Source organism: Burkholderia sp. HI2500 (assembly GCF_002223055.1).
Taxonomy (GTDB): domain Bacteria; phylum Pseudomonadota; class Gammaproteobacteria; order Burkholderiales; family Burkholderiaceae; genus Burkholderia.
In genome coordinates, this window is sequence record NZ_NKFL01000006.1 from 2998211 (window position 1) to 3014831 (window position 16621).

Below are 16621 nucleotides of genomic sequence, written 5' to 3' on the forward strand. Positions count from 1 at the left end.
TCGTATTGAAGCATGTACGTTTCCTATACCGTTGTGTATTGAGTGGATTCGATTCGAAGTGCGTGCAGTCGCTTCCGTGCATAAGCGGCCGCGTCGGCCGTATCGGCTGCGTTTGCGTCGTAGAGCAAGCCGACACACGTTCCCGAATGCGTCGCGGCGAGGCCGAGCGCGCCGGTCTCGGCGCGCAGCTTGCGCAGGACAGGGAGGTGCGGGTGAGGGTTGAATGCCTGCGACAGCTCGCAGCTTCGCGTCGCGATCTCGCCGAGCGCGTGCAGATCCGAGGTGCGGATCGCTGTTTTCATGCGCGCCAGCATGCTGCGGTATTCGTCACGCACTTCCGCGGGCGGATCGCGTTTCTTCCGGTTGAATTCGATCGTGTCGCATTCTCCGCCGCGATCCGCGCTGACGATCATGAGGGCAGGCGTCTTGCCAAGCTGCTCGTCGAGTTTTACCTCGCGGTGGTAGAACGAGACGATGCCGTCATACATCACGCCGTCCGTCGGTTCGATGAAACGGAGGATCGATTCGATCGTCTCGGGCGTCGGCGTCCGGCCGTATGCCGACGCGGCGGCACGGATCGACGCGACCATATCCGCCGACGAGCTCGCCAGTCCCTTGCCGACGGCGAACATCGACTTGAAATGCAGCATGCCGCCCGGCGGCAAGTCGTGAAGGCGCAGATAGTCCTGAACCGCGCGACACGCCTTGGTCTTGAACCCGACATCGACCGCGACATGATCCGAATGCGTGATCTCGAATTCGACGATGCTCTTCAGGTTGACCGGCAACGTGACCAGGAAGTGCCGGTCGTCCGGCAGCACGCCTTGCATCAGCTCGCCGAAGGTCCCGTGGCATTCGCCTTTGGGAAACGGCGACAGGTGTCCGTCGCTTCGTAGCGCGTCAGCTTGCTCTGAGAGAACGGCCATTTCTCCCCCTCGAAATGAAAAAATTTTGAGTGTCGAGCTGGAAGCATAGCGACGGCAGCTCTCCATCTTCTTTGAAAAAATTGCTCACTAGTATCGAAATATTGCTCCGGAACCGGGGCGCGGGGAGGGTGCCGACGGCTTGGAAAGTAGCCTGGATTCGATCGGCCGGCCCCGCTCGCAACGCGGTGAAAAAGGCCGCCGGATTGTTGTCGCGAAAGGGTTTGCGGCCGCGTGAACGGCGCGGCATTCGGGCTCGCCGATCGGCGTGCCATTGCGTGGCGATGCGTGTCGAGTCGCGCGATCGCGCGATGGCCCGGCACTTTACGTGCGCGGTGGGGCCGGGATAGAGTATTTCCACGACGATGAGGATGTGTCGGGCAGGGAAACGCGGACCAACAGAATTGGAACCGACGTTCCCTCCTGGAGCCTGTTCCGCAGAACACGGCATCACGTGCCGCCGAAAAATCAATCGCGGCTTCTCCGAATTAAATGGAATCGATGGAATTCGAACGCTCGGTTCGAAAGCCGTTCCATTGATTTGTCATCCTTATCAAGTTTGAAAAATCAATCAAACTATCCGGGAAACGTGAAATGGAAACGATGTTCGCTGGCCGGTTCATGACGTTCGACGGGCGGGACGTGAGCAGGAACATGACGCTGCGCGACGCCGTCGAATGCGTGCGCGATCGGGAAGTCGCCGCGGCACTGCTGGACGTGGTTGCGCCCGCCGACATCGATACGTGGTGGAACGATCGCGGGTTTCCCGATATGCGCGGCCACCAGTACCATCGCGCCCTGAATGCGACGGGCATCACGCTCGGCCAGTTGCAACGTTCAGGATCCGAAGCGCTGGTCAGCAATATTGCCGAGTATTTCGGGCACGCCGGCGTGGCGAATCTTCACATGCGCGAGACGCATTTCATTCAGCTGTTCATCAAGGAGTTGGGTGCGGAAACCCTGCGATTCGGCAACTGGAGTCAGTTCATGCTGGCCACGAAGCGTGAATATCCTCCCTTCGAAGGGGATCCGTTCAGCTTTGCGCCGCATTGCGATTGCATCGACTTCGGGCGCGAGGTGGAGCGTTGGCCATTTCGACTCAATCTCGAGCAGCTGGGAGCGTTCATCACGATCCAGAAGGCCGAGAACGAAGCGGGCTTCGTTCTGTGGAACATCCGCCCGGAATCGCGTCGTCAGCTGGACCAGTGGGCCGAGGAGTATGCGCAGCACAAGACGCTGGGCGTGCTCGAGGGCGTCGATGCGCTGACCGTGCGGCCGAAGAGTGGCCAGCTCTGCGTCTTCAACAGCCGCAATCTGCATGCGGTCGAGCGATGCTCGTCGCTGCGTCGCACGATCGGTACGTTCCTGGTGTATCACGAGGCGGGCTGGAAACTGCTGCACTAGTCAGGCCGACGTGCATCGTGTTCAGCCGATGGTCGTACGAGGCATCCCATTTCATTCGCAAACCCAGCATATGTACGAATCGTTCGTGACGGCGTCTGACGGAGAGCGGCTGCGAGTATTTCGCGGGGATTGGCGCGAAGCGAAACCGTTCTTGACGCTGATACTACCGTTCGGGCTTCGCCTCGATGCGGCCGGAACACTGTGCGCGATGCTGTCGGGCGAATTCAACGTGGTGACCTGGCAAGGTCGCTCGCTATGCGATCAGCCGCCCGCCGCGCACGAAAGCGGGATGACGCCCGAAGTCCATGTTCAGGACATGTGCTCGGTGCTGGACGCGTTGGGCGTATGCAAGACGGATGTGGTCGGATTCTGTTCGGGTGCCGGCATCGCACTCGTCGCCGCGCGCATCGAAGGGCATCGAATCGATCGTCTCGCGCTGGTTTGCGGAGAGTACATGCTGAGTCCCGCGGTCTGCCCTCAATCGAATTTTCAGCGGGAAGTGGACAGTCTGCTGCCGTTGGCGGCGGAAAGCCTGAACTATGCGGCCGCGTTGTGCGAGAAGCTCACGGCGAGCCGGGTAGGGGTTCCCGCCAAGACCGAGTTCGACGAAGAAGTTCTCGTGCCGTTTTCATCGGCCGCTCGCCTGCATCGTCACGGGCTGAACTACCTGTCGTATCGCGGCACCGACTTCATGGCGCTCGCCGGCGAAGTCCCGCACCGCACGCGCGTAATTTCGACCGATGGCGACGAGCAGGTCTGCCCTGCCAGCTCGCGGGTCATTGCCGCGCTGTTGCGCAATGCCGAGCGACATGTCGTGGTGCCGGGAGACCACTACGAAATTCTGCGCGAAAAGAACGCCGTCAACGATTCGATCATCGAGTTCCTCGGTCGCCGGGAGGCCGTATGACGGCGTGTACCGTGGTTCGCGTCGGGCCGTCTTGCCGCCCGGAGACGAGCGTCTGCCTTGTGTCGACCTGGAGCCGGAGATGAGCATACTCGAGCGATTCGGACAGGTGGTCCGGCTTCATGCGACACACACGGCGCTTGCCGCGCGAAGCGCGCGTTACACCTACGATCAGCTTGACGCGCTGTCCGATCGGTTGGCGGCCTGTCTCGACGGATTCGACGTGGCCGCCGGTTCGCCGGTTGTGCTGCTTCTGCCGCGCTCGCCCGGTGCGGTGATCGCGATGATCGGGGTGTTGAAGATCGGCGCCTATTACGTTCCGGTCGATCCGGCCGGTCCGACCGCGATAGTGAACGAGCATCTGCGGGAGCTCGGCGCGCGCGTCGTACTGACCTTGCCCGAATACGCCGCGCATCTGCAGCTCGATCCGGATCTCGAAGGCATCGTGCTCGTCGAGGTCGGTCGGGACGGGGTGTTGTGGACCCGGCATGACGTTCTCGACAGGCCTGCATGTTCGCGGGCGGTGGCGCCGGATTCGCCCGCCTACGCAATGTTTACCTCCGGCAGCACGGGCAGGCCGAAGGGCGTGCTCGTGCCGCATCAGGCGATCCGGCGGCTGGTCGTCGAGACGAACTACGTCGAGCTGAATGCGCAAGATCGTGTGCTGCAAATGGCGCCGATTACGTTCGATGCGTCGACTTTCGAAATATGGGGCGCGTTGCTCAACGGTGCGACCTTGGTGGTCGAGGAATCGCCGGTGCTGGATCTGAATGCCATGGGCTGTCTCGTACGCGATGAACAGGTCACGGTCATGTGGTTGACGGCTGCACTTTTTCATCTCGTGGTTCGCAACCGCCTCCCGTTGATGGCGGGGCTTCGCGTGCTGCTGGCGGGCGGCGACGTGCTTCAGCCGGAGTCAGTCAGAACCGTGCTTTCCGCGTTCCCGTCGCTCACCGTGATCAATGGGTACGGGCCGACCGAAAACACGACCTTTACCTGCTGTCATGCGATGACGGCGGCTACGCCACCGGGCGCAACGGTACCCATCGGCAAGCCGATCACGGGTACCACCGTACGCGTACTCGACGAGAACGGGCGGCCGGTACGCCGAGGCGAGGCGGGCGTGCTGTATGCGGGCGGGATCGGCCTCGCGCTCGGCTATCTGAACGATCCGGAACGAACCCGTGCCGCTTTCGTCGACGATCCTGACGGTCAGGATCGGAAACTGTATCGGACGGGTGATCTCGTGCGCGAACGTGACGACGGTACCTACGAATTCATCGGTCGTCTCGACAGGCAGGTGAAGATCCGCGGGTATCGCGTCTCGGTGGAACAGGTGCAGCAGGTGCTCGCGATGGCCGACGGTGTCGAGGACGCGATCGTCGAGGTCGGCCAGGACGAGCTGGGGGAGAAGCGGCTCGTCGCATTCGTACAGTCGCCCGGGGATCCTGCCAAGGTCAGGGCGGCGGTCCGACAGTACCTTCGGCAGCGTCTGGCGGGTTACATGATCCCCGACGTGATTGAAGTGCAAGCGACGCTGCCGTTGACTGCCAACGGCAAGGTCAACAGGAAGCGTCTGATGAGTTCGCGGGAGACCCGCAACACTGGAGAGGAGCATGAGCGAATCGCTGCAGTTCAAGGAGCCCATTCGGAAACGGCTGGCGGGGTTGCTGAAGGATCGTGAGGTCGGCGACGACGACGATTTTTTTGATCTCGGCGCAAGTTCGCTGTCGATCGTCGAACTGCAAGTCAAGATCGAAGCGGATCTGGGGGTGACCGTACCCACGGCCAAGCTGATGCTGACGCCGACGCTGGCCGGCTGGGCCGAGCTTTATCGCGCGGCGGCCGTTGCTGCGACGGCCGTCGAGAAATAGCACGAAGTGACTCAATCAAGAGGACCGACATGACGCAGTTTTCATTGACTCCGGACGAACTCGCTCAATTCCGCGCACAGGGCTTCTTCGGGCCGTTTCGCGTGTACTCGCCCGAGGAGGCGCGCAAACGCTACAGGGCAATCCGGGCCGAGCTGTTCGACAGGGAATACGCGATCTACGACCTGCCGGCAACCAGCCCCATCGCCAATTACGATCGTCACCTGGACGTGAACCTGCTCAGCGAGCATATCGGCAAGCGTGAGATCGTCGATCGCGTGGCGGGCATGCTGGGCCCGGACCTGCTGTGCTGGCGATCGGAGATGTTTCCGAAGTATCCGGGCGACGAGGGTACGGACTGGCATCAGGCCGACACGTTCGCGCATGCGTCGGGCGAACCTCAGATCGTCTGGCCCGGGGACAGCCGGTTCGGCGGTGCCATCACCGCATGGACGGCATTTACCGACGCGACCGAGGAGAACGGTTGCCTTCGCTTCATCCCCGGCACGCACGAGGAGATGTTCTACGACGAGTCGAAGAAGATGGCCTACGACTCGTCGAAGATCAATAACCAGGAAAAGGACGGGATCAAGCGCGGCTTTTTCGGTTACGACTACCGCACCCTTCAGAAGGATCCGTCGTGGAAGCCGGACGAATCGCAGGCGGTGTCGATCAAGATGCAGGCAGGCGAGTGCGTGATCTTCTGGTCTACGCTGATGCATTCGTCGTTTCCGAATTCGACGACCGACACGACGCGACTTGGATACGCGAGCCGTTACGTTCCGACCGGTGTGAAGGTGTATCCGAATACGGATGTCGTTGAGGAGTACGGCAGTTCCATCTCGCTCGACAAATACGGCGTGGTCCTGGTGTCGGGAGAGGACCACTACGGGCATAACAAGCGTGTCCATAACAATGCGAGAGGGCAGGTGTTCGCCTTCGAGGGTCGCGGCTGACGGCCCGGCACGGGAAATATCCGGGGCGCCGCATCCTGCGGGATGGCAAGGACGGCGGCGTTCCGATCAATCCGACGGAGTGGACATGCAGACAACCAGGGCACTCGTGAAGCGCCTTTTTTCCGAATCGCTCGGTATCGAGCACATCGCTTCCGATGCGGATTTCTTTGTGCTCGGAGGTGGATCGCTGGCAGCGGCGGTGCTGGTGACGAAGGTCGAGCAGGCATGCGGCATCGAAGTATCGCTGCTGGACTTCATGAACCATTCGACGATCGATGGCTTCGCCGGTATCGTCGAACAGCGCCTGAGCAGCGTCGCATGAGCCACGCTACCTGCTCGCCGGCCCTCGCGGACGGAATGCGCGGCGCGGTCGATGCGGACGACGTCGAGATACATTACCTGAAGCGAGGCAGCGGCCCGTTGGTCATATGCTCGCATGGCTTTCCCGACAATGCCTTCACATTCCTGCCGCTGGTCGACGCACTGGCGGAAGCCGGCTTTACCGCGGTCGCTCCGTACCTGCGCGGGTATGCGCCGTCGGGCGCAGCGCCGGTGGATCAGTACCACACCTGCTATATGGCCCGCGACCTGATCGCGCTGATCGACGGGCTTGGCTTCGAGCACGCGATTCTGGTCGGACACGACTGGGGCGCGCAGGCGTCCATCGCGGCCTCGATCCTGTTTCCGGAGCGCGTGACGAAGCTCGTCGCACTGGGTTGGAGTCGTCCCGATGCCGCGCAGCGATTGCACTACGAATACCTGAAGGGAATCTGGCATACGTTCTTCTTCCAGTCGCCGTCGGCCGAGCAGGTACTGGCCCATGACGATTTCGCCTTCATCGAAGCGTGGTGGCGCGATGCTTCCCGAAACTGGGACGTGCCGCGAGACACGATCGAATCGGTGAAGCGCACGTTTCGCCAGCCGGGCGTGCTCGAGGCTGCGCTCGCGCAATATCGTTGCCGCCACGTCCCGTTGCGTGATCCGCAGCGTCATGCGGAGCAGGCACGCATCGCCGCCGGGCCGGTACCGGTGCCGACGCTTCTGATGCATGGCACGCACGATCGGGAAGGGCGCCTCGACGCCTTCGTCGGCGACGGCGTGCCGGGGTATTTCTCGGCGGCGCTGACACGCAAGGTCGTCGAGGGGGCAGGGCATTTCCTTCACCTTGAAAAGGCAGCCGAGGCGAATCGCTCGATCATCGACTTCATTCTGGCGCAATCATGAACCGGATTCATCTGTCGGATATCCACGTGGACGACTTCACCGAGCAGGACATCGCCCCCTGTCTCGACTACTGGTATCGCTCGCCTTCGACCCTGATGGAGTCGATGAATGTCGATGTCGACAAGCTGCCGAGCGAGCGCCGGATGCGGGAGCTGCTGACGATTCTGGTGCGATGGAACCGCAGCGGTGCCGCACCTGCGCCGATCCTGGCGATCCGGCACATGGGCCGCGCAATCGGCGTACATGAACTGACGCATCTCAGCCCGGGATGCAGCGCCGTCATGCATGCTCATATCTGGCAGTCCCGGTATCGCGGCATCGGCATCGGGTCGGTTTCGTATCCGGCGGCCATGCGCATTTTCTTCGACCGATTCGCGCTGAAATGCATCCGCTTCGAAACGCCGATCGACAATCTCTCGGCGCAAAGCGTCAAGCGCAAGCTCGGGATCGAGCCGCAGGGTGAGGGCACCATCGATATGCCGATGCTTCGGACTCCGGTAAAAACGATCAGCTATCGCGTGCTGCGCAACGAACTGGAAGATATCGAGAAATTCGTCAACCCGATCGCAGGTTGACCGTGAATCACGATCAACGCCCGCTGCCTCCCGGCAGCCATTGCAATCCTATCCGTCACGAGGCACTTCATGTCGTTTGCTCTTTCATCAGGAATCGACCAATTCAAACCACTGGCGGTCGCTGCGTATATTCTCGCGTTGTCGATTACGCCGGGCCCGAACAACGTCATGCTTGCTGCTTCGGGGGCGAACTTCGGATTCGTGCGCACGTTGCCCCATCTGCTGGGCATTACGGTGGGCGCGACCGTTCTGGTGATGCTGAGCGCAACGGGGCTCGGGGTCGTCTTCATCGAGTATCCGGCGGCGAGACTGGCGTTGTTCGTGATTGGCGCGCTCTATCTGGCGTACCTCGCCTACAAGATTGCGAACGCCGGGCGGCCCGCCGCGAAAGAGGCGGAAACGAAGCCGTTTTCGTTCGTTCAGGCCGCCATGTTCCAGTTCGTCAATCCCAAGACCTGGCTCATGGCCGCGAACCTGATCGTTCTGTTCTCGGTCGATGGCCAGGGATTCGTTTCATCCGTGATCGGCATCTGCATCCTGATGATCGTGATCAATTTCCCGGCGGTGTCGGTGTGGGCGGCGCTGGGCGTCGGCATGCAGACCCTGTTGCAGACCGAGCGCGCGCGCGTGATCTACAACCGCACGATGGCGCTGCTGCTGCTGGCGTGCGTGCCGTTGCTGTTCTGGAAATAAGCTCGATCGAGCGCATTCGCCATGCCGGAAATCGTCAAGTCGAGCCGCGGTCTCGTGTCTTTTTCCGCGCACGGGAAACCTGACGCGCGGATTTATTGCCTGCCCTACGCGGGCGGCAGTGCCTCTATTTTTGCCGGTTGGCGGCAGGCGCTGCCGGCGAACCTCGAGGTGTGCGCGATCGAGTTGCCCGGGCGGGGGGGGCGGTTTTCCGAACCTGCGCTGACGCACATGGATGCCGTCGTCGATGAACTGGTTCGTGTCGTCGGCGACCGCGCGGACATTCCTTTCGCGCTGTTCGGCCACAGCATGGGGGCCGTCATCGCGGTCGAGCTGGCACGTCGGCTCGTCGACTTGGGACGTCGTCCGACCGCACTCGTCGCGTCCGCATGTGCCGCGCCGCACCTGCCGCTGCGCCGCGAGCACGTGCTGCACATCCTTCCGCGCGATGCGTTGATCGACGCGTTGATACGCCTCAACGGGTTGCCGGCCGTCGCGCTCGAGCGCAGAGACTTCATCGACACCTTCATGCCGACCATCCGTGCCGATCTGCAGTGCCGGGAAACGTGGCGCAGTACGCCGCGCGACCTGGGCATACCGATCCACGTGCTCGCCGGGAAGGACGACGAACTGGTGTCGGAAGCGGATGCGCTGGCGTGGCAGGTATTCACGTCGGCGCAATTTTCGATCACGCGCTTCGACGGTGGGCATTTTTTCATTCAATCGGCAATGCAGGCCGTACTGGATCACCTGGCCACGATCGTCCTGCGGTCGCTGCAGCCTTGTCACGGCAGCCCGGCTTCGCCCGCACGCGTCACGTGCGCCCTCAATCACGACAGAGGCATGAAGTGACTCATTTTGAAAACTGGCAGATCAGGAAACCCGTGGTTTCGGCTTCCGGCGGCATCGTTGTCAGTCAGCACTACAAGGCATCACGCATCGGGGCAGCGGTGCTGGAGGAGGGCGGTAACGCCATCGACGCGGCGATCGCCGCGAGCTTTGCAATCGGTGTGCTTGAACCCTGGCAAAGCGGCTTGGGCGGCGTGGGGCATATGGTCGTCGCGCCGGCCGACGGAACCGCATTCAACATCGACTTCGCGGCGAAGGCCCCGTTGGCGCTCGAGCCCGACGACTATCGCCTGACCGGAGAATCCGCACGGGGCATGTTCGGGTGGCCCGCGGTCGTCGACGATCGAAATCTCGAAGGCCCGTTTTCAATCGGTGTGCCGGGGCAGGTTGCCGGCATGACGCTGGCCCACCGTGAGTTCGGTTCGCTCCCGTGGCGGCGGCTCGTGGAGCCGGCGGTTCGCTGTGCCCGCGAGGGGCTCGAAGTCGATTGGTATCTGACCTTGAAGGTGGCGTCGGCTGCCCCGGGGCTCGCACGTTATCCGGCGAGCGCGGCATGCTATCTGCCCGGTGGGCACGTGCCCGCGTCGGACTGGTCCGGCGCCGCCCCGCCCATCATGCTCGAGCATCAGGCCGCCACGCTGGAGGCGCTTGCCGAACGGGGCGGCGAGGATTTTTACCGCGGCGCGCTTGCCCGCCGGATCGCTGCCGATTTCGCGGCGGTGGGATCGCGCCTGTGCATCGACGATCTGGCCGCCTATGGCGCGGAGATCAAGCAGATCGAAGCACTGTGCTACCGGGATGCGACCATCCTGACCTCATCGGAACTGACCGCGGGGCCGGCGCTGGCCTGCGCGCTATCGCTGTTCGCACGGCAACCGGCCGGCGACGACATGGCGGTTCCGGACGCGCGATTCTTTTCGCGCATTGCCGACGCGCTGGCGCAGACCTATGCCGAGCGTATCGGCGCCGGGGCGCCCACGGACGACGCACGACGCGGTACGTGCACGACGCATATCAGTGTCGTCGACCGACATGGCAACGCGGTCGCGTTGACACAGACGTTATTGTCGATGTTTGGCTCGAAAGTGACGTTGCCGCAAACCGGCATCGTCACGAACAATGCCGTCATGTGGTTCGATCCCCGGCCGGGGAACGCCAACTCGATCAAGCCCGGTGCGGTGCCGCTGTCGAACATGTGCCCGACGGTGATCCGGCGAGCGAGTGGCGACGTGCTTGCGCTGGGCGCGTCGGGTGGTCGACGGATCATGCCGGCCGTCATGCAGCTCATTGCGTATCTGGTCGATTGCGGCATGTCGGTCGAGGACGCGATTCACTTCCCGCGCCTGGACGTGAGCGGCGACCCGTGGGTCACGGTCGACGAGCGTATCGAAGCATCGGTCGTGAATGCGATCGGCGCGACGCACGAGGTTCGGCGCGCGGCCAACCTGATCGCGCCGAACCTGTTCGGTTGCCCTAACGTCGTACTGCGCCATGCGGAAACCCGACAGCTGACGGGCGGTGCGTTCGTCTCGTCGCCATGGTCGGCGGCAGCGGCGGAGCGCGACACACGTCGGGACCGCCACGATCCAGTTCATGATTGATCACGCCATGCATGCAGAATTCAACTATCTGACCGGTATTTTGAACGCACCTGTCTACGACGTCGCGGTCAAGACGCCGCTCGAATGCCTGTCCCGGCTTTCCGAGCGTTTCGGCAGTCGTGTGTTGCTCAAGCGCGAGGACATGCAGCCGAGTTTCAGCTTCAAGGTGCGGGGTGCCTACACGCTGATGGCACGGCTGTCGAGCGACGCGCTCGCGCGCGGGGTGGTGACCGCTTCGGCCGGCAATCACGCGCAAGGCGTGGCGCTCGCGGCGCACACGCTGGGCTGCAAGGCCAGCGTGTTCATGCCTCACACGACGCCTGCAATCAAGGTGCAGGCCGTGAAGCGCTACGGTGCCGAGGTGGTGCTGTGCGGTGACAATTTCGACGACGCGTGCGATGCCGCGCTGTCCTGCGCGAACGATCGAAAGCGTACTTTCGTGCCACCGTTCGACCATCCTCATGTGATTGCGGGGCAGGGCACCGTCGGGATGGAGATTCTGCAGCAGACGACCCAGCTCGATGCGATTTTCGTGCCGATCGGCGGCGGAGGGCTGGCTGCCGGCATTTGCGCGTACGTCAAGCGCGTGAAGCCGCAGATCAGGATTTTCGGCGTGGAGCCGAACGATGCCGACAGCATGAGTCAGGCGCTCGCCGGCGGCGCGCCGGTGCGGCTCGCACACGTCGGTCGCTTTTGCGACGGTGTGGCGGTACGCCAGGTCGGGGCGCACAGTTTCGCGTTGTGCAAGCAGTATCTGGACGGCATCGTGCTGGTGAACAACGACGAAGTCTGCGCGGCGATCAAGGACGTCTTCGTCGATACCCGCTCGATTCTCGAACCGTCGGGCGCACTGGCGCTCGCCGGATTGAAGGCCTGGCAGCAGCGCGAACAGCTGCAGGGGGCGACGCTGGTTGCGATTGCGTCCGGGGCCAACATGAATTTCGATCAGCTACGCTATATCGCCGAGCGCTCGACGATCGGTGAACACCGGGAGGTGCGTCTTGCCGTATCGATCGCCGAGCGTCCCGGGAGTTTTCGCGCACTCATCGAGCAGCTCGGCGAGCGTGTCGTGACGGCATTCGACTACCGCCGCACGGCCGGACGCGAAGCGCAGGTTTTTGTGGGGGTGCAGACGCCGGGTGCCGAGGACGCGCAAAGCATCATTCACGACCTGGAAACGGCTGGCTACCGGGCCACGGATCTTGGCGGCAGTACGTTGTGGAAGACGTATGGCCATCAGCTCGTCGGCGCGGACGCATGGCATCTCGAGCAGGAAAAGCTCTTTCAGGTGATGTTTCCGGAGCGCCGCGGCGCGTTGCTGGAGTTCCTGCTGACACTCGACGATGCGTGGGATATCAGCCTGTTCCACTATCGTAACGAAGGGTTCGACTACGGGCGGGTGCTGATCGGGATTCGATGCGATCGCGCCGATTCGTCCCGGCTGACCCGTGCGCTGGAAGCGACGAATTTCGAGTTCAGCGAACAGACCGATGCGCGGCCGTATCTGGCATCGCTTCATCATCCGGAATACTGATAAAAAGCGGCTAACACGTCGTTCGAGGCTACGTTGAATACTCACCAATTGATCACGATGTGTTTTTACGCGGTTCTGGTGCTGGTTGTCCCGGGGCCGACCAACACGTTGCTGTTTTCATCGGGCATCAGTGTCGGCCTGGCGCGAACGCTGCCGCTCGTGCTGGCCGAGGCGGCAGGCTATGTCATCGCCATCTCCGTGTGGGGATTTTCGCTACTGACGTTCGCCGCGGCGCATCCTCACGTCCTGACCGTGATCAAGGTCGCATGTTCGTCGTACCTGCTGTTGCTGGCGGTCAACATGTGGACGCAGGGCCGGATGGAAGAGGACAAACGCGCGAAGGCCGTGACGTGGCGGAACCTGTTCGTCGCCACGCTGTTGAATCCGAAGGCCTTTCTGCTGGCCAGCACGGCGTTTCCATTGCAGGCGTTTCATGATGCCGGCAACGGGGTCGTGGCATTCGGTGCGTTTCTGCTGGTGCTCGTGCCCATCGGGACGGGCTGGGCCAGCCTGGGGCGCGTGACGAGCGTCCTGGCATCCGGGCCGCGGCATATTACGACGCTGCTTCGTTCTGCGTCGATGCTGCTGGTGTTGTTTTCCGGAACCCTGCTGTATTCACTCGTCAAATGAGCGTCCGGTGACCGTGCCGCTCGCCATTGAGGGGGCGGCCTTTGCGGGTGCAGATGTCCCGGATACGCTCCCGCAATTCGCGAGCGCTCGCGTCAAGGCTTTCGGCTGATGCACTGCCTCACGTCGGTATCGACGGAGCGCTGCGCCGGCGTTAGCGTGCGCGTTGTCCCCCCGCCGGCTGGATCAGCCAGGCCCTCGGTCGACATCGGGTTGGTGACATCGTCGACCTTGCCATCGAGCGCCGCACCCATTCCAGCATTGACCTCACACCGGAAGCAATTTTCTTTTTGGAGGTGCCGGCACGCGGCAGGACGTCGAGTCCTGTGGCATGTCGCAGTTGGGTGAAACAGTGCACCTGGATCCGGGCCTTTCGTTCGACCCGGTGTGTGCTGGGCAAGGTGAGTCGCGACGAATTGCGGCACCAGGGGCCACGGCATTGCCGGTTGGTGTGTCGCTTGGGTCGACTGTTTTGGAGGGGTGTAGTCGACTGCCATGACAGGATTCGCCGCGATGTGACCGTGTGCCCGCATCCACTGCATGACGGCTGCATGCGTTGACGAGTACGGCAGGCTGTAACAGTCTTCGTCAGCCAGATCGGGCGTAGGGCGTCTGCACAAGTCGCCCGGGCCAATCGCGTCGAGCTTCCGGTTACCGAGCCTGGGAAAGACGTCGCCTTCCAGGCTGCTGATCCAGTGGATTGCATGCTTTTTACTCGTTCACCCGGGCTCACGTTCGTCGTGGACTTGGCGGGCGGCTTGCTCGAACGCAAGGGCCGCCGCAACACTGGCGCCTCTTGATCCCGATTGCGCGGGTCGATGCGGTCTGCGCCGCTCAGTAGTCCGGTCACTTTTCCGTCGAAGCCGGGTTTGTCGGGTGGTTTGAGCGTTTTGGCTTGTTTGTCGGTTAGCATCGGTTTCAGGCCCATCACATCGCCCATCGGAAATCACTGGATAGGGTGGAATTCTGTCAGCGTAAAATGGACAGGTTGATGATGCAAATTATTGATTTGTTTAGAGATAGTTGGAATTCGATAGATGTTCTTGGACAGTAATTTGGCAGAAGTGACCGAATCCGTTTCCTCGCCTCGCTCCCGTTCCAATCGTTCGTCGGCCCGTTCGCGCCCGCGCTCGGCTGCTGCCGCGGGCAGTACGTCCGCGAGGGCGACGGTGCGGTCCGGCAATGCGCCGGCCGGCGACGCGTCGCGAGACGAACGGACGCTCGACCTGTTCGGCGATCCGGTGCTCGAGCCGGGCGAGCGCGTGCCGGCTGCGGCGCGTGACGAAGCGGGCGCGCAAGCCGAGGCGGCAGTCGATGTCGCGGACGATGTGGCGTCCGGGCGGCAGGCTGCGCTGGACGGGTTCAGTGCGCCGGATGGGCTGGCCGCGGCAGGACATGTGGAAGCAGCGGAAGGTGCAGTGACGCCTGAAGTCGCGACGGTAACGCATGGCGTTTCGTCGCCTGAAGGTGGTGGTGACGCAAACGTTGACGTCGTGCCGGCTTCTGGCGCGGCTGCGATGACGGCGGTCGATATTCCCCTGGCCGATGGCGTTGCAACGAAAGCCGCCGACATGCCTGCGGGCGATGGCGCCGCAACGGTGGCGACCAAGCTGCAAGCAACCGATGGTGTTGAGGCGAAGTCGACCGGATCTCAAGCGGCTGATGGTGAAGTCGAGAAGGCTGTTGTTGTTGCTGCTGCCGCCGCCGTTAAATCCCGCGAAGGGCGATCCTCCGGTGACGCCGCGAAGGAACGCCGTGCGTCGTCGGGCGGCAAACGCCGGACGGCTGCCGGTGCAAGCGAAGCGACAACGGAGCAATCCGCGCCGGTCGTGTCGAGCGTTGGCATGGTGCCGGAGGCGGCCGGGGCGAGCCCGGTGACGACGGTCGAGCCGCAGACGTCGGCGCATCTGGCCAGGCCGGTGATTGCCGCGAACACGGCCAACACGGCAAACACCGCGAAGGCCCATGACGCCGTGTCGGGGGTCGACGCCACCGTATCCCCCGTTACGCAGCCGCTGGCTTCCGCTGCCTCCTTTGTCACGAAGCCGTCGGCGGAGCGCACGCAACCGGCCGCGCCGGCCTTCGATCCGGATACGCACCTGCGCCCGCTGACCGACCGGATGGCCGCACTGCAGGCCGATGTGGACGGCTTGACGCGTACGGCCGATCGCGAGATGCGCCGCGTCAATCGCCTGCTGCTGGCGTTGGCCGTCGTCGTGCTGGCCGGACTCGTCGCGCTGGTGATGCAGACGCGGCAGATCGCGCACCTGAAGCAGGACGTCGCCACGAAGCAGCAGCGGATCGATCGCCTTGCGGCCGATCTGTCGACGCAGCAGGCAACGCTGATGACGCTCGAGGAGCATCACGAAGCGCTTCTGTCTCAGGTCGACCGGCTTCAGCGCAACGCGAACCGCGAAGCGGCCGTCGCGAAGCGCGCTCGCCGCACGCGTTAATTGTTTCGACCCTATCCTGGGAGCCAGATGAAGCAAGGATCGTCGTGATGTATCGGCGATCGGCCGTCATGCGCATGCGGCAAACTGATGCTGTGCGCTGGCAGAGTTCAGGGAAAACCCTTAGAATGGAGTCCATCTAAGGGAAAACCCTAGCCACATCTGTCAGGAGTCTCACATGAGCTTCATCCTCGCCCTGCTGCAAAAGATCGACGACCTTTTCGTGTCCCCGCACCTGCCGCTCGACGCCGAATACTCGTACGCTGCGCGTCGTGCCGAGGCCGAGCGCGTGCGCCGTGCGCACCTCGTGCCTATCGTCCTGTACCGTCGCTGATTCGCTGATTCGCTGATTCGCTGATTCGCTGATTCGCTGATTCGCTGTCAGCGCGGCGCACCTGCCTGTCCGCTTTCCGCCGCCGCATCGCGCGCCGGCGCGACCGTCCCGCTACACTGGAAGTCCGATTCCGTACACGGTGACCGGGCCATGCTGCAGATGCGGCCGATGACGGCCAGCGAATTCCACGCGTACCGCACGCGAGCCATCGACGGCTACGCGAGCGATCTCGTTTCATCCGGACAAAATGCTGTCGAAGACGCGGCCAGCCGGGCGCGCGCCTGTTTCGACACGCTGCTGCCGGACGGCCTGCGTACCTCCGGCCAGACCCTCGTCGTGCTCATCGACGGCGCCAGCGGCGACGCGGTGGGCGACCTCTGGTACGCGATCGTGCCTGAAGGGCCGAACCGCACGCTGTTCATCTACGACCTCGACATCGCCCCGTCCCGGCGCCGCCAGGGTTGGGCCACGCGTACGCTCGAGGCGCTCGATGCCGAGGCACGCCGGTACGGCGTCACCGAGATCGGGCTGTCGGTGTTCAATCACAACGCGGCGGCCCGTGCGCTGTATCGTGCGTGCGGCTTCGCGCCGATCACGACGACCTTGATCAAGCCAGTCATTTCGGACTGAAGCCACCGGCCGGCGCCGCGTCGTCGTGCGCTGGCGGTTCGACCCGCCG

Annotated in this window: 17 protein-coding genes; 16 read left to right on the forward strand and 1 reads right to left on the reverse strand. The window is 63.1% G+C overall.

The genetic code is table 11. The features are described 5' to 3' along the window. Window positions 1–23: 23 nt before the first annotated feature. Window positions 24–992, reverse strand: coding sequence for a GHMP family kinase ATP-binding protein (locus CFB45_RS31270; protein WP_256978436.1), 969 nt, complete (start codon window positions 990–992; stop codon window positions 24–26). Window positions 993–1517: 525 nt separating this feature from the next. Here CFB45_RS31270 and CFB45_RS31275 point away from each other — a divergent pair. The 16 genes from CFB45_RS31275 (at window position 1518) to CFB45_RS31345 (ending at window position 16572) form a co-directional block, all read left to right on the forward strand. Next, complete coding sequence (locus CFB45_RS31275) at window positions 1518–2327, forward strand: hypothetical protein (protein ID WP_089428860.1); 810 nt, start codon at window positions 1518–1520, stop codon at window positions 2325–2327. A 70-nt stretch (window positions 2328–2397) separates the two neighbouring features. Next, window positions 2398–3234, forward strand: coding sequence for an alpha/beta fold hydrolase (locus tag CFB45_RS31280; protein ID WP_089428861.1), 837 nt, complete (start codon window positions 2398–2400; stop codon window positions 3232–3234). 79 nt (window positions 3235–3313) lie between these two features. Further along, on the forward strand, window positions 3314–4915 hold the full coding sequence (locus tag CFB45_RS31285) for an amino acid adenylation domain-containing protein (RefSeq protein ID WP_089428862.1): 1602 nt from the start codon (window positions 3314–3316) through the stop codon (window positions 4913–4915). Then, window positions 4848–5105: an acyl carrier protein gene (locus tag CFB45_RS31290; RefSeq protein ID WP_089428863.1), complete on the forward strand. Its 258-nt coding sequence runs from the start codon at window positions 4848–4850 to the stop codon at window positions 5103–5105. Before CFB45_RS31285 ends, CFB45_RS31290 begins: the two co-directional genes overlap by 68 nt. Window positions 5106–5134: 29 nt before the next feature. After that, window positions 5135–6058 carry a chlorinating enzyme gene (locus CFB45_RS31295; protein ID WP_089428864.1) on the forward strand — a complete coding sequence of 308 codons (924 nt, stop codon included), beginning with the start codon at window positions 5135–5137 and terminating at the stop codon, window positions 6056–6058. Window positions 6059–6143: 85 nt separating this feature from the next. After that, complete coding sequence (locus CFB45_RS31300) at window positions 6144–6380, forward strand: phosphopantetheine-binding protein (protein ID WP_089428865.1); 237 nt, start codon at window positions 6144–6146, stop codon at window positions 6378–6380. 35 nt (window positions 6381–6415) lie between these two features. Then, window positions 6416–7282, forward strand: a complete 867-nt coding sequence (locus tag CFB45_RS31305; protein WP_256978437.1) for an alpha/beta fold hydrolase — start codon at window positions 6416–6418, stop codon at window positions 7280–7282. Then, window positions 7279–7857 carry a GNAT family N-acetyltransferase gene (locus tag CFB45_RS31310; protein WP_089428867.1) on the forward strand — a complete coding sequence of 193 codons (579 nt, stop codon included), beginning with the start codon at window positions 7279–7281 and terminating at the stop codon, window positions 7855–7857. Before CFB45_RS31305 ends, CFB45_RS31310 begins: the two co-directional genes overlap by 4 nt. Before the next feature lie 69 nt (window positions 7858–7926). Then, a complete protein-coding gene (locus CFB45_RS31315) occupies window positions 7927–8550 on the forward strand; it encodes a LysE family translocator (protein ID WP_089428868.1) in 624 nt (207 codons plus the stop codon). A 21-nt stretch (window positions 8551–8571) separates the two neighbouring features. Beyond that, window positions 8572–9399, forward strand: coding sequence for a thioesterase II family protein (locus CFB45_RS31320; protein ID WP_089428869.1), 828 nt, complete (start codon window positions 8572–8574; stop codon window positions 9397–9399). Next, window positions 9396–10997 carry a gamma-glutamyltransferase family protein gene (locus CFB45_RS31325; protein ID WP_089428870.1) on the forward strand — a complete coding sequence of 534 codons (1602 nt, stop codon included), beginning with the start codon at window positions 9396–9398 and terminating at the stop codon, window positions 10995–10997. The genes CFB45_RS31320 and CFB45_RS31325 overlap by 4 nt, the downstream gene beginning before the upstream one ends. Before the next feature lie 7 nt (window positions 10998–11004). After that, a complete protein-coding gene (gene ilvA, locus CFB45_RS31330; RefSeq protein ID WP_089428871.1) occupies window positions 11005–12531 on the forward strand; it encodes a threonine ammonia-lyase, biosynthetic in 1527 nt (508 codons plus the stop codon). A 57-nt stretch (window positions 12532–12588) separates the two neighbouring features. Beyond that, on the forward strand, window positions 12589–13161 hold the full coding sequence (locus tag CFB45_RS31335) for a LysE family translocator (RefSeq protein ID WP_174974202.1): 573 nt from the start codon (window positions 12589–12591) through the stop codon (window positions 13159–13161). A 1061-nt stretch (window positions 13162–14222) separates the two neighbouring features. Continuing rightward, window positions 14223–15611 (forward strand): flagellar hook-length control protein FliK, encoded by a 1389-nt coding sequence (locus tag CFB45_RS31340; protein WP_089428872.1) that lies wholly within the window; start codon window positions 14223–14225, stop codon window positions 15609–15611. 175 nt (window positions 15612–15786) lie between these two features. After that, the gene (locus CFB45_RS39200; RefSeq protein ID WP_006481665.1) at window positions 15787–15942 is read left to right on the forward strand and encodes a hypothetical protein; all 156 of its coding nucleotides are present in this window, start codon (window positions 15787–15789) and stop codon (window positions 15940–15942) included. A gap of 150 nt (window positions 15943–16092) precedes the next feature. After that, window positions 16093–16572, forward strand: a complete 480-nt coding sequence (locus tag CFB45_RS31345; RefSeq protein ID WP_071333859.1) for a GNAT family N-acetyltransferase — start codon at window positions 16093–16095, stop codon at window positions 16570–16572. Window positions 16573–16621: the final 49 nt, after the last annotated feature.

Excerpts from the sequence above, each read along its gene's own strand:
- CFB45_RS31270 (WP_256978436.1), bottom strand. The coding sequence starts at position 992 with ATGGAGAGCTGCCGTCGCTATGCTTCCAGCTCGACACTCAAAATTTTT.
- CFB45_RS31275 (WP_089428860.1), top strand. The coding sequence starts at position 1,518 with ATGGAAACGATGTTCGCTGGCCGGTTCATGACGTTCGACGGGCGGGAC.
- CFB45_RS31280 (WP_089428861.1), top strand. The coding sequence starts at position 2,398 with ATGTACGAATCGTTCGTGACGGCGTCTGACGGAGAGCGGCTGCGAGTA.
- CFB45_RS31285 (WP_089428862.1), top strand. The coding sequence starts at position 3,314 with ATGAGCATACTCGAGCGATTCGGACAGGTGGTCCGGCTTCATGCGACA.
- CFB45_RS31290 (WP_089428863.1), top strand. The coding sequence starts at position 4,848 with ATGAGCGAATCGCTGCAGTTCAAGGAGCCCATTCGGAAACGGCTGGCG.
- CFB45_RS31295 (WP_089428864.1), top strand. The coding sequence starts at position 5,135 with ATGACGCAGTTTTCATTGACTCCGGACGAACTCGCTCAATTCCGCGCA.
- CFB45_RS31300 (WP_089428865.1), top strand. The coding sequence starts at position 6,144 with ATGCAGACAACCAGGGCACTCGTGAAGCGCCTTTTTTCCGAATCGCTC.
- CFB45_RS31305 (WP_256978437.1), top strand. The coding sequence starts at position 6,416 with ATGCGCGGCGCGGTCGATGCGGACGACGTCGAGATACATTACCTGAAG.
- CFB45_RS31310 (WP_089428867.1), top strand. The coding sequence starts at position 7,279 with ATGAACCGGATTCATCTGTCGGATATCCACGTGGACGACTTCACCGAG.
- CFB45_RS31315 (WP_089428868.1), top strand. The coding sequence starts at position 7,927 with ATGTCGTTTGCTCTTTCATCAGGAATCGACCAATTCAAACCACTGGCG.
- CFB45_RS31320 (WP_089428869.1), top strand. The coding sequence starts at position 8,572 with ATGCCGGAAATCGTCAAGTCGAGCCGCGGTCTCGTGTCTTTTTCCGCG.
- ilvA (WP_089428871.1), top strand. The coding sequence starts at position 11,005 with ATGCATGCAGAATTCAACTATCTGACCGGTATTTTGAACGCACCTGTC.
- CFB45_RS31335 (WP_174974202.1), top strand. The coding sequence starts at position 12,589 with ATGTGTTTTTACGCGGTTCTGGTGCTGGTTGTCCCGGGGCCGACCAAC.
- CFB45_RS39200 (WP_006481665.1), top strand. The coding sequence starts at position 15,787 with ATGAGCTTCATCCTCGCCCTGCTGCAAAAGATCGACGACCTTTTCGTG.
- CFB45_RS31345 (WP_071333859.1), top strand. The coding sequence starts at position 16,093 with ATGCTGCAGATGCGGCCGATGACGGCCAGCGAATTCCACGCGTACCGC.